This is a genomic window from Serratia sp. X3 (assembly GCF_014982455.1).
GTDB lineage: Bacteria > Pseudomonadota > Gammaproteobacteria > Enterobacterales > Enterobacteriaceae > Serratia > Serratia ureilytica.
In genome coordinates, this window is sequence record NZ_JADCNB010000007.1 from 204,784 (window position 1) to 215,642 (window position 10,859).

The 10,859-nt window shown below is 55.7% G+C and carries 14 protein-coding genes, 1 other RNA gene and 1 pseudogene; 5 read left to right on the top strand and 11 right to left on the bottom strand.

Features of this window, described 5'->3' with window-relative positions:
- Nucleotides 1–70 precede the first annotated feature (70 nt).
- A complete protein-coding gene (bamE, locus tag IMX17_RS21685) occupies nt 71–409 on the top strand; it encodes an outer membrane protein assembly factor BamE (RefSeq protein WP_044030646.1) in 339 nt (112 codons plus the stop codon).
- A 117-nt stretch (nt 410–526) separates the two neighbouring features.
- Here bamE and IMX17_RS21690 read toward each other — a convergent pair whose 3' ends face one another.
- Both IMX17_RS21690 and IMX17_RS21695 read right to left on the bottom strand, forming a co-directional pair.
- Nucleotides 527–811, bottom strand: coding sequence for an RnfH family protein (locus tag IMX17_RS21690; protein ID WP_148874418.1), 285 nt, complete (start codon nt 809–811; stop codon nt 527–529).
- Nucleotides 804–1,238 (bottom strand): type II toxin-antitoxin system RatA family toxin, encoded by a 435-nt coding sequence (locus IMX17_RS21695; protein ID WP_004929096.1) that lies wholly within the window; start codon nt 1,236–1,238, stop codon nt 804–806. The genes IMX17_RS21690 and IMX17_RS21695 overlap by 8 nt, the downstream gene beginning before the upstream one ends.
- Nucleotides 1,239–1,399: 161 nt before the next feature.
- Between IMX17_RS21695 and smpB the strand changes: the two genes are divergently transcribed.
- The 3 genes and pseudogenes from smpB to IMX17_RS21710 all read left to right on the top strand — a co-directional run.
- Complete coding sequence (smpB, locus tag IMX17_RS21700) at nt 1,400–1,882, top strand: SsrA-binding protein SmpB (RefSeq protein WP_016929804.1); 483 nt, start codon at nt 1,400–1,402, stop codon at nt 1,880–1,882.
- A 48-nt stretch (nt 1,883–1,930) separates the two neighbouring features.
- Nucleotides 1,931–2,294, top strand: a transfer-messenger RNA (tmRNA) gene (ssrA, locus tag IMX17_RS21705).
- A gap of 204 nt (nt 2,295–2,498) precedes the next feature.
- A pseudogene (locus tag IMX17_RS21710) lies at nt 2,499–2,702 on the top strand (integrase arm-type DNA-binding domain-containing protein); the annotation flags it as partial.
- 163 nt (nt 2,703–2,865) lie between these two features.
- Here IMX17_RS21710 and IMX17_RS21715 read toward each other — a convergent pair.
- From IMX17_RS21715 to IMX17_RS21735, 5 genes are all read right to left on the bottom strand, one after another.
- A complete protein-coding gene (locus IMX17_RS21715) occupies nt 2,866–3,090 on the bottom strand; it encodes a hypothetical protein (protein WP_193550220.1) in 225 nt (74 codons plus the stop codon).
- Complete coding sequence (locus IMX17_RS21720; protein WP_064581110.1) at nt 3,050–3,697, bottom strand: hypothetical protein; 648 nt, start codon at nt 3,695–3,697, stop codon at nt 3,050–3,052. The genes IMX17_RS21715 and IMX17_RS21720 overlap by 41 nt, the downstream gene beginning before the upstream one ends.
- 284 nt (nt 3,698–3,981) lie before the next feature.
- Complete coding sequence (locus IMX17_RS21725) at nt 3,982–5,118, bottom strand: HlyD family secretion protein (protein ID WP_193550221.1); 1,137 nt, start codon at nt 5,116–5,118, stop codon at nt 3,982–3,984.
- A gap of 9 nt (nt 5,119–5,127) precedes the next feature.
- A complete protein-coding gene (locus IMX17_RS21730; protein ID WP_193550222.1) occupies nt 5,128–5,472 on the bottom strand; it encodes a DUF3302 domain-containing protein in 345 nt (114 codons plus the stop codon).
- Between the two features lie 38 nt (nt 5,473–5,510).
- The gene (locus IMX17_RS21735) at nt 5,511–6,164 is read right to left on the bottom strand and encodes a DUF3313 domain-containing protein (protein ID WP_015378822.1); all 654 of its coding nucleotides are present in this window, start codon (nt 6,162–6,164) and stop codon (nt 5,511–5,513) included.
- A gap of 135 nt (nt 6,165–6,299) precedes the next feature.
- Between IMX17_RS21735 and IMX17_RS21740 the strand changes: the two genes are divergently transcribed.
- Complete coding sequence (locus tag IMX17_RS21740; protein ID WP_193550223.1) at nt 6,300–7,235, top strand: LysR family transcriptional regulator; 936 nt, start codon at nt 6,300–6,302, stop codon at nt 7,233–7,235.
- A 55-nt stretch (nt 7,236–7,290) separates the two neighbouring features.
- Here the strand turns inward: IMX17_RS21740 and IMX17_RS21745 are convergent, their stop codons facing one another.
- The 4 genes from IMX17_RS21745 to IMX17_RS21760 form a co-directional block, all read right to left on the bottom strand.
- A complete protein-coding gene (locus IMX17_RS21745) occupies nt 7,291–8,952 on the bottom strand; it encodes a DUF2534 family protein (protein WP_193550224.1) in 1,662 nt (553 codons plus the stop codon).
- Nucleotides 8,953–9,023: 71 nt separating this feature from the next.
- A complete protein-coding gene (locus IMX17_RS21750) occupies nt 9,024–9,440 on the bottom strand; it encodes a DUF2946 domain-containing protein (RefSeq protein WP_227414665.1) in 417 nt (138 codons plus the stop codon).
- Nucleotides 9,441–9,766: 326 nt separating this feature from the next.
- A complete protein-coding gene (locus tag IMX17_RS21755) occupies nt 9,767–10,339 on the bottom strand; it encodes a helix-turn-helix transcriptional regulator (RefSeq protein ID WP_227414666.1) in 573 nt (190 codons plus the stop codon).
- A gap of 173 nt (nt 10,340–10,512) precedes the next feature.
- A partial coding sequence (locus IMX17_RS21760; protein ID WP_227414667.1) for a hypothetical protein occupies nt 10,513–10,859 on the bottom strand: 347 nt, incomplete at its 5' end.

Consider the following 10,859-nt stretch of genomic DNA (forward strand, 5'->3'; position numbering starts at 1 on the left):
TATAAAGGTTTCCAACTGCCGCAAGGTCTATTATCATCGGCATCCTATGCCCTAAAGGAATGTGATTACTATGCGCTGTAAAACGCTGACTGCCGCCGCTGTAGTTTTTGTGATGCTGACTGCAGGCTGTTCTACTTTTGAAAAGGTGGTTTATCGTCCTGACATCAACCAGGGGAACTACCTGACGTCGACCGACGTGGCGAAAATTCAGAAAGGGATGACCCAGCAACAGGTCGCTTACACATTGGGCACCCCAATGCTGCAAGACCCATTCGGAACTCAGACGTGGTTCTATGTGTTCCGCCAGCAGCCTGGCCATGAAGACATCACCCAGCAGACGCTGACGCTGACCTTCGACAGCGCAGGCGTGTTGACCGACATCCAGAACAAACCGGCGCTGACCAAGTAATCGACGCCGCCCGCTCTTCCGGCCCATGAGGGGGCAAGGTGTTCCTCATGACAGTCGCAGGCTGCAACGCGGAAGAGAAAATCAGTTTCAGATAAAAAATAAGGCGCTATAAGCGCCTTATTTTTTTGCCTTTTCTGCCCGTTGCCGGCGCAGTTCTTTCGGATCGGCTATCAAGGGCCGGTAAATCTCCACCCGGTCGCCATCGTTCAGCATATCGCCCAGCTTGGCCGGGCGGCTGTAGATGCCGATTTTGTTACTTTTAAGATCGATATCCTGGCGCAGCTCCAGCAGGCCCGAAGCCTGGATCGCCTGCTCGACGCTGCTGCCCTCGGCCAGCTTCACCTTGCGCAGGTACTGCCGCTCCGGCAAGGCGTACACCACCTCGACCTGGATGTCAGACACTGTAGACCTCTTTCGCCCGCTGGGTGAATGCCTGCACCATGCTGCCCGCCAGCTCTTTGAACACCTTGCCGAACGCCAGCTCAATCAGTTTGTTGGTAAACTCGAAGTCCAGGTGCAGCTCCACCTTGCAGGCCTCTTCGCTCAGCGGCGTGAACTGCCAGCCGCCCATCAGCTTGCGGAACGGGCCATCGACCAGTTGCATATTGATGCTCTGGTTATCCAGCAGCGTATTGCGCGTGGTGAAGGTCTTGCTGATACCGGCCTTGGCGACGTCCACCGCGGCGGTCATCTCGTTGGAGGTAGCGTTAAGCACCCGGCTGCCGGTGCAGCCTGGCAGAAAATCGGGATAAGAATGAACATCGTTAACCAACTGATACATCTGCTCGGCGCTGAACGGCACTAATGCAGACCGACTGATCTGGGGCATATCATTTCCTGTAAAACATAAAACGTACAGATAATACCATTTATCTGGCGGCAAACAAAAAATCTGCTAAGGGATGAGGGAACCAAAAATGCGAAAAATAGCGCAGGTGCTGACCGGGAAAGGATTTCTTTCGCTGAAGCATCCAGTATAATGAACGCACTATGACAAAGAAAAAAGCACACAAACCCGGTTCCGCCACCATTGCCCAAAACAAGCGCGCGCGTTTCGAATACTTCATTGAAGAAGAGTTCGAGGCAGGCCTGTCGCTGCAAGGGTGGGAAGTTAAATCGCTGCGTGCAGGCAAAGCCAACCTCAGCGACAGCTACGTGACGTTCCGTGACGGTGAAGCCTACCTGTTTGGCGCCACCATCACCCCGCTCAACGTGGCTTCGTCGCATGTGGTGTGCGATCCGACGCGTACCCGTAAACTGCTGCTGAACCGACGCGAGCTGGACACCCTGCTCGGCCGCGTCAACCGCGACGGTTACACCGTGGTGGCCTTGTCCCTGTACTGGAAAAATGCCTGGAGCAAGATCAAGATCGGCGTAGCCAAAGGCAAGAAAGAGCACGACAAACGTGATGACATTAAAGATCGCGAATGGCAGACGGCGAAAGCCCGTATCATGAAGCACGCCAATCGTTAAGCCGCTGGCTTATCGAGGTAAACTTCTGGTATACTGACAAAGTTACTTGGGGCTGATTCTGGATTCGACGGGATTTGCGAAGCCCTAGGAGCATGCCGAGGGGCGGTTGGCCTCGTAAAAAGCCGCAAAAAAATAGTCGCAAACGACGAAAACTACGCTTTAGCAGCTTAATAACCTGCTTAGAGCCCTCTCTCCCTAGCCTCCGCTCTTAGGACGGGGATCAAGAGAGGTCAAACCCAAAAGAGATCGCGTGGATGTCCTGCCTGGGGCTGAAGCGTTAAACTCAATCAGGCTAGTCTGTCAGTAGCGTGTCCATCCGCAGCTGGCCGGCGAATGTAAAGATTGGACTAAGCATGTAGTGCCGACGGTGTAGTAATTTCGGACGGGGGTTCAAATCCCCCCAGCTCCACCAAAATTCTCCATCGGTGATTACCAGAGTCATCCGATGAAGTCCTAAGAGCCCGCACGGCGCAAGCCCTGCGGGCTTTTTTGTGCCCTCAAATTGTCCCGCGAAGTCCTAATTGAACTAATTAAATCCGAACCTTTTAGGCACCTTGTTAGGCACCTCATAAAGCTTTATTGTTTTTGAGGTGCCTAAAACTATGGAAACTCGGCAATGGCAAGACAAACTAAACCTCTCTCCGTTAAGGAAATCGAATCTGCCAAACCCAAGGAAGCGGACTATGTGCTCTATGATGGCGATGGCCTTGAGCTACTGATCAAATCCAGCGGGAGTAAAATCTGGCAATTTCGCTACATTCGCCCCGTCACCAAGAAGCGAGCGAAAAAGAGTATTGGCCCCTACCCGTCAGTTACGCTGGACTGACCCCACCCCGGTAGACGATCCTGCCCTATAGTTGGACTGGCTCCGCACAGATCCAGTAAAAAAACAGGCCCGCGAGAGCTTTGGGAATGCAGTAGGTGAAATGATTGGCACAGTGGAATCTTTGTAATGGCGACACAAAAATTACGTCGCCACTTTGTTACCGCTCCCCACGCAGCCATGCAATAGCCAGGGTGACTAGATAGCCGGCAACGAAGAAACCAACAAAGCCAGCAGCCTTCATCACTGCCCCATCAAGTAAGAACAGCGACATGAAAGCAGCAATCGCGCAAAAGCCGGTTACTATCGCTTCCAAAGCATGCGAAGCACCTAACCCTATATACTTAGTGAGTTTTCTGGTTAGAGAGGATTTTGCAGAGTTCATTCTGAATACCTTTACAAAGCATAGGGTGGCTGTTAATGAATTGGAGATACGGCTCTAGTTGCTCCTCAACCAAGAAATATGCCATATCTAAATTTAACGCCGACACCTTCCGGTATGTTTGAGGAAACTTAACTTGCATTCGTCGGGATGCTTGGGCTGCCTCTTCGATAAGTCCCTGTAACATTACAAGGTTGAGAGTGAACGAAGCACCAAAGCGTACAAATTGTTTATACGCTAATGCAGAGGTCGCTTTCCTTAGCATCATGTGAGCCGCAAATTGCGCCAATGCAAATTGGCCCCCAGTTCGTCCACCAAGACGACCAGCACCATAGGCTAGTTTATTATTGATGGACTCTTTGCCGCTAGCGTCTAATTTCTGATAGAAATCAGTGATCACAATAGTAATCAGGCGTCGCAAGGGTTCTTCGCTGTTACCCATCGACTTGACCATACGGGCGAAACGTTCTGTTTCTTCTTGGTTTCTAGTCTTGAGGCTACTACCAGCCAATCCAGCCCCCTGCCAAGTGCGAACGACGCCATGATACATCCCGCTGGGAATAGTCGAAATTCCATCCAAAATTCCATATGCAACTTGCTTTGCGTCCATTCACTTTCCTTAAGCAAAATGTGTCCAGCTCAGAGAATAACCAAACCAGAGCTCGATTACCAATTCACGCATTCTTCAGTTGCATTGTACAGACGCTTTTCCCCTACGATCTTTGCGGGTGCTGGCCCGCTGCGTTCTGGCGGTATTTCCATATGATTTTCAACCATAACGCTACGCGATCCAAAAACTGAAAAATACTGAAATTATTTTCAATCTCTTCAGTTTATCGGGGTGTTTGCAGGGATACTTACACCACGGCCCGGGCTCCCCCGGACCGATGCAGGCTAGTGATCCAGATAGAGGTAATGCAGCCAGCTGGTCATGCGCAGCAGCACTTTGCGCATCACGGAGACGTGCTCGAAGTGCCCGGTATAGACCGCCGCCTGGGCGCTCACGCCGTCGGGCAAGTGAGCCAGATCGGGGTTAGCCGCCAGATCGATCATTACGTACACCCCTTCCCGGCCCGGCGTGGCGCTCAGGCCCTGCAGTGCGCCGCTGGCCTGGTAGCTGCCGTCCGGTATCGCCGGCAACACCCGGCTCACGGTGCCGCCATAAACCTGTCCCGGCAAGCCGTTGAACACCACTTCAGCCTGACCCCCCTGCGCCAAACGCAGGATGGCGTTCTGGCGGAACACCGCCACCACCTGGCGCTTTTGCTGCGGGATAAAGATCATCACCGGTTTGAACGGCAGGCGAACCGCCGCCGTGCCCGGCCGCGCCAGCACCTGCGTAACATAGCCATCGCTCGGCGCACGCACCACCGTTTGTTCCAGGTTGTAACGCGCTTCGGCTATTTGCGATTTCAGGCTGGCTATCGTGGCGTCTTCGCCGTCATAGCGCCCGGACAACCGCGCCTGTTCCTGCTGGAACTGGGCTTTCGCCGCCTGCAGCGCGGCGGATTGCGCCTGATATTGCTGCTGCGCATGGCTGACGTCCTGCTCCGAAAACGGATTGACCGGCATGGCCGCCCCTTTCGCGTAGCGCTGGTAATCCTTGCGGGCGCGCTCGTATTCCGCGTTCGCCCGCTGCACGTTGGCGGCAGACTCGCTGAGCGCCGCCCGGCGCGTTCTGATCTCCGCCTCCGCCCCGGCCAGATCCGCTTCCAGCTTGGTGAGCCGCGCGCGGTAGCGGCTGTCGTCGAGCCGGAACAGCACCTCGCCTTTGCGCAGCAGCACGTTGGTTTTCTCCGTCACCTCAACGATCATGCCCGAGACCTGCGGCACCATCGGCACCGACACGGCAATTTTCTGCGCCCGATCGCTGTACGGATGGTTGTAGTTCATCGTCAGAATCAAGGCGCCGACGATAAATATTCCGCCAAGCACCGCAGTCGGCACGGTCCATTTGTTGACCGGAATGCGGAACAGTTTAAATACGCCGTAGCTCAGCGCCACGTAGCTGAGAATAATAAGTAAATCCATAGGCTACGCTCAACTCACCGTGGGGCCGGGAACCGCCGTCGGCTTTTCCTGCAGGCGTTGTAATTCCGCTTCGAGCAGTGCGATGCGCGCCTGCAGATCCGATGAGGATTCCGTTCTTTCACTCATGCCCCAGCCGCGTTCCGGCCGATAGAGCGTCGCCCAGATCCACAGCAGCGGCCAAATGGCGTGCAGCGTAAACAGGCTGACCCAACCGGCAACGTGAATCGCATCCTGATGCGGATGGCGGCGTTTTTTCGCCAGTAAATAAGGAATGTCATGAATAATAATGACGCCGTAGAATAATATCAGGAATACCGCGATCAGTACGCCTAAAGCAAAATAGTTAAGAAACATGTAAAGTCCTGGTTGAGAATAATGGAAATAAATAATCTCTATAGCGTGTTATATTGTCTGATGTCGTTGGCGATGGTATCGATGGCGTTCTTCACGTCGGTGACTTTCAGCTGTGCTTTCTCATTATTAAGATTTTCTCCCGAAGCCTTACGTACCACTTTAATCACCGGCTGATTGGTCGCGGCATCGATAAACTCGCCTTCCATATAGACCGCGCTCTCCATAGTACGGTGCCCGGTTACGCTTTGCGTCGCGGCGATCAGCAGCGTGATTGGCAAGACTTCATAGACCTGCAGCCCTTTCTTCTGCGTGTCGATCGCCGTGATGGCGCCGCGGAAAATCAGGGTATGCTCGCGCGGCATGTCCACCAGCGTAAAGTGGGTGCCCATCGCCTGCTTAAACTGCTGGTTGGTGTAATTCAGGATATTGTCGAGCGCGCGTTGGCTCACCATTTCGCTCGGTTTCGGCCGCGGGAAATAGATCATCGGTTGATAAACCAAATATTGATAACGGGAAAAATCGACGCTCTGATCTTTCCAATATAAAACGTCTTTGCCGGACGCGGATTGACCTTTATTGATATCGTCATAATTGGTCAGAAAGGTCGAGTATTTTTCTTTTTCGGTCACGGCGGACGAGCACGCGGCCAGTAATAACAGCGCAGGTAAAATAACCGCTCTTGTCACTTTCATTGACGGATTTCTCTTTATTTTTGTGGATAGCAAATAATCAAATCGAATGATACCCACCCACCCGTGATAAGTCATATGACAATGCCGCCAAAGGTGTATATCATTTTTGATATACAAACTCATACGAGCCGGCCAGTGAAAGAGAAAGACTTCCGCATTGAAGAACTCAGGATTGTCCGCGTCATTGCCGAAACGGCGAGCGTCAGCAAAGCGGCGCAGCTGTTGGATATGCCGCAGTCTAACGTGTCGCGCGCCCTCACCGCGCTGGAGCGACGGCTCGGGCTGGAACTGTTCCTGCGCAGCCCGCGTGCGCTGGCGCTGACCGAGTTCGGCGAACAATTCTTGCGCCGCGCCGCACTGCTGCTGGACGAGCATAGCGATCTGCTCGATATGTCCGGCACCTATAAGCGCAGCCTGAGCGGCATGGTCACGCTCGGCGCGCCGATCGGTATCCACGCGTTCCTGGCCAGCTATTTGCTGCCGCCGCTGCTGTATGCCGCGCCGGAACTGACGGTCGATCTGGTGACCCGCAATCCCGATGAACGCGAAAAAAAGTATGGTGCGGTGTTCGACAGCGACTGCGATTTGCTGATCAGCTTCTTCCAGCCGCAAAACGAAAGCCTGATCGCCAGGCCCTTTACCCGTTTTCGCGTCGGGCTGTTCGCCGCGCCGGATTACATCGCCCGCTCGCCGCTGAATGAGCTGGATGAACTGTCGCAGCATCGCTGCATTACCTTGCGCATGCTGGGCGGCATTCGCAATACCTGGAGCGGCTACAGTGCGCAGGGGGAGTTGGTGCAGGTCGAGATCAACGGCGCCAGCGTCTGTGATAACATTCTGCCGGCGATCGAGCTGGCCAAACAGGGCCTGGGCATCGTCTACGCCCCATATTATTCCGTCGCCGCCGAGCTCGATGCCGGCACGCTGCTGCCCTGCCTGGCGCGCGAGCGCGGCATCGATATGCAGGCCTACCTGATCTACCGCCGGCGCGGCGTGTTGCCGCACCGCGTGCAGGTGACGATGGACAGCATCATGGAAAGCGTCAAACTGCACGCACACCGGCTGATATAGCCAAGAAAAACCCCGCCACAGCGGGGTTTAACGCATCACATCAGCGCAAAATACCTCACCGCCCCTCTTTTTCCCCCAGGAAGAAATACCACAGCGGAATGGAAAGCAGCAGGGTGAACACCAGCGTATACAGCAGCACCATCAGGCTCTGCATGATCACCATCTGGGCGCTCCAGTCACCGATCGGCAGCTGAAACTGTTCGACGGTGCCGCCGAGGATCGCCCGGCCCATCACGCAGCCGACCGCCACCGCCACTGTCGCCACCGCCGCGCGGAACTTGCGCACCTCGGCGCGGCGGGCGGCCGCTTCCGGCGTTTCGTCCCGAAGCCCTTGCCGCTGGCCGCGCCAGCGCCCTACGTCCACCAGCAGCAACGCCGCGAGGCTCACACCCATTACCGGCAGGCAATAACCCAGCGCCGCTGCCACCAGCAGCGTGACGGCGCGCGCCGGCAGGGAAAGCGCCAGCCAGGCGGCGACCAGCGTCTGCACCGGATGTTGCTCACCCGCCACCGGGCGGCGCAGCCACCACATGCGGTAACCCAGCACGATCGTCAGGCACAGCCCAAGGCCAAACGCCGCCAGCAGCAGCTGATTCGGCAAGCCGAACAGAATGCCCATGTGGGCGTCGATGCCCCAGCGGGTCAGCTTGGCGATGAGCGGGAAGGTGTCGAACCACACCTGATCGACGACGGCGAAGCTTTGCGGCGCGATGGCAACCGCGTCCACCTGCGTCGGCCAGCTGCGATCCACTTCGGTCACCGTCCAGGCTTTGCCCTCGCCTTTCGGCTGGCGAAGCTCGACCTTAGCGGCGTCTATTCCGGCGGCGCGCGCGGCATGCAGCGCCCGATCCCAATCGCCGTTCAGCGCATTGCTTTGCGCGGCAGGGCCCATCTTCATGCCCGGCATCATCCCGCGGTGCTCGGCGTGCGGATCGGCCGGCGTCTGCGGCGCATCGGCCTGCAGGCTGGTGTTGACCTGCGGCGTCAGCCAGCCCAGGTTGGCCCGCAGCGCGTCGATGTTGCCGCCGGCCCACTGCGACCAGGTCAGCCCGGTAGCCGAGAAGAACAGCAGCCCGGCCAGCAGCGCCACACCCAGCGTGATATGCCAATGGCGGCTGGCGGCAAAGCCCCCTTTTGCCCTTTTCAGCTTGCGCTTCGGCCGCGTCGCCAGCCACAGCGCCACGCCGCCCAACGCGGCCACCCACAGCCAGGAGGCCGCGAGCTCGCTGTAATTGCGGCCCAGATCGCCGAGCAGCAGGCTGCTGTGCAGCTTGTCCAGCCAGGTGCGCAGCGGCAACACGCCGGAGGTGCCGTACACCGTCATGTCGCCCTTGATCGCCAACGTGTAAGGATCGACAAACAGCGCGCGCGACTCGGAAGCGCCAAGATCGGCACTCGCGAACTGCACGCGAGTGGTGTCCGTTGCGCTGGGCGCCGGGCGCACGGCGTAAATGCGCGCCTCGGCACCCGCCTCACGGCGGGCGGCGGCGATTTGGTCGGCCAGCGATCTCGCCTGCCCGTGCGGCTCGGTAGACAGCGCATCGCGATACAGCGCCTCTTCAAGCTGCGGGGTCAGCACATACAGCGTGCCGGTCAGTGCGGCGACAAAAATAAAAGGGGCAACCAGCAGGCCGATATAGAAATGCAGCCGTCTGATCAGGTTCAGCATCGCGCCACGCGGCGATGCGGCAGGTGGAGTTTTGGTTATTGAAGACATGGCCTTTCTCGTTTTTCAAACTGTGCGCGCAGGCAAACCGTCCGCAGCGATACGGACGGCGTTACCCATGATCAAGCAATAAGGAAAAACGGCTGGTCGGGCGGCCCGCGCGGGCTCGGCCGCAGAGTAAGGCGCCGAAGGGGCGGGGGGACGATGCGCGGCGCGCAAGGCAGGCGCGCGATGCGCGTCATCAGCCACAGCAGCGGGACGAATGCCCACAGCAGCAGCGGCACGTGGATCAGCAGCTCGCAATAGCCGCAGAAGATCATCTCTGCCGGATCCATGCCATGGTGGCCGGCATGTTCGGCGGCGGGCATCACCATTCCGTGCATCTCATGCTGCATGGTAGCTGCCGGCTGCGCCATGCCGCTCATCATCTGATGGTGCATCAGCGATTTCGACACCACCGGCGCCACAAACAGCAACAGCACCGCCATAATGGCGATGCAGGCGGCAAAGCGTTGCTGTAGCTGGCGTGGCACTCTCATCGCAGCGGTGAATTAACCCGGTCGGTTGCGAACAAGCGGCCAGTGTAACCTCAATGAACGGTGAGGTGAATGAAAAGCGAAACGTGTGGGATCAGGGAGATCTCCCGCTAACGATTTGGTATCCGCTATAGGCTCTCGACACGACGACGGATTGCCGGCCGACGCTTCTTTCTTGCTGCCCTCCCAATCATGCCCTGGGTGTTTATATTGAGCCTCTTTTTCTTAACCGTTTTATAGTGCATATAGAATGAAAACAAACTCAGCAACAACAGCAATAACGCCAAAAACAATAAAATCATCAATGCACCTTGTATTCAAAAATCCATTTACAGCTCATTGCCACGCAAAATCAGCCAGTTATAGAGTTCAACTTTGCGGTTAAAACCGAACTTCTTCATGACCGCCCCCCGGTGCGAACTGACGGTTTTAATGCTGATATTCAGACGCACTGAAATATCCGCGGGGCTGACGCCTTTGGAGAGCAGCCGCATAATCTGCCGCTGCCGCACCGTCAGCGCCTCCTCTTCGGAAAACGCCTCCCCGTCCGAACCAGATATTTCTCGTTCATGCCATAATGCATCTAAATAAAAACGCAGCTGCTGCAGATCGCCGCGCTTAGGCAGCGTTTTCTGCAGTCGCCCCAGCCGCCACGTCGCCAGGCTGTTTTTCCCCTCACACAGTGAAAAAACGATGCAATCTTTCATGCCTGCACGCTGCGCCTCACCAATCAAACGGGCCATAGGCCGGCTGGCGTCGTAAAAAATAATGTCGGCACTGGCCAGGCGACTTTGATTAACAAACTGCACCCGTTTATTCCTGCCGCAAAAATATTCCACCAGAAAGAATATCAGTCCCTGAGAAATAAAAGCATCTTTTCCCAGCAGGGCAATGTTAATCATAATCAGCAAGCTCCTTGTATTTCCTCTTAAATTATAAAAATCAGAAAAAGCAACCAAGCAGAACAGTCTTTGGTCTTATGGAAATTATTCAAATGCATACATGGCGGTTAGCAGAAGCACCTTCATTGAATCTCCTGCTTCCCATATATCCTCTGCATCCATCCTAATAAAAATTAAGGAATGGCAATAATAATCGGCAAACTGCCAGAGAACTCGCCTACCGACTGAGCATCGTAATTGCTTAAAGTTGACGAAAGCCTTAAACGGGTTGGCGACGTCGAAGCAACAACCTCAACGCCATCACCCAACTTACGTTCATTAATCGTGAGATCGCTGCGTAACTTACCGCCATTGGCCGAAGACAGCGACACCGAATTGACCTTTGCCTGCGATCCTACAATAACCGACATTTGTGAAGAACATGTAATGTGAAAATCAGCATAAGCGGAATGACCATTAATCTTGGCCGGCGCCAGAACGCCATGATTTATTTCCACATAGGGCTCATTAACCCTGCAAA

Bases quoted from the DNA above. Each gene is read 5' to 3' on its own strand.
- IMX17_RS21745 (WP_193550224.1), bottom strand. From the start codon at position 8,952: ATGTCTTCAATAACCAAAACTCCACCTGCCGCATCGCCGCGTGGCGCG.
- IMX17_RS21715 (WP_193550220.1), bottom strand. From the start codon at position 3,090: ATGAACTCTGCAAAATCCTCTCTAACCAGAAAACTCACTAAGTATATA.
- IMX17_RS21695 (WP_004929096.1), bottom strand. From the start codon at position 1,238: ATGCCCCAGATCAGTCGGTCTGCATTAGTGCCGTTCAGCGCCGAGCAG.
- IMX17_RS21755 (WP_227414666.1), bottom strand. From the start codon at position 10,339: ATGATTAACATTGCCCTGCTGGGAAAAGATGCTTTTATTTCTCAGGGA.
- IMX17_RS21730 (WP_193550222.1), bottom strand. From the start codon at position 5,472: ATGTTTCTTAACTATTTTGCTTTAGGCGTACTGATCGCGGTATTCCTG.
- bamE (WP_044030646.1), top strand. From the start codon at position 71: ATGCGCTGTAAAACGCTGACTGCCGCCGCTGTAGTTTTTGTGATGCTG.
- IMX17_RS21725 (WP_193550221.1), bottom strand. From the start codon at position 5,118: ATGGATTTACTTATTATTCTCAGCTACGTGGCGCTGAGCTACGGCGTA.
- IMX17_RS21750 (WP_227414665.1), bottom strand. From the start codon at position 9,440: ATGAGAGTGCCACGCCAGCTACAGCAACGCTTTGCCGCCTGCATCGCC.
- smpB (WP_016929804.1), top strand. From the start codon at position 1,400: ATGACAAAGAAAAAAGCACACAAACCCGGTTCCGCCACCATTGCCCAA.
- IMX17_RS21735 (WP_015378822.1), bottom strand. From the start codon at position 6,164: ATGAAAGTGACAAGAGCGGTTATTTTACCTGCGCTGTTATTACTGGCC.
- IMX17_RS21720 (WP_064581110.1), bottom strand. From the start codon at position 3,697: ATGGACGCAAAGCAAGTTGCATATGGAATTTTGGATGGAATTTCGACT.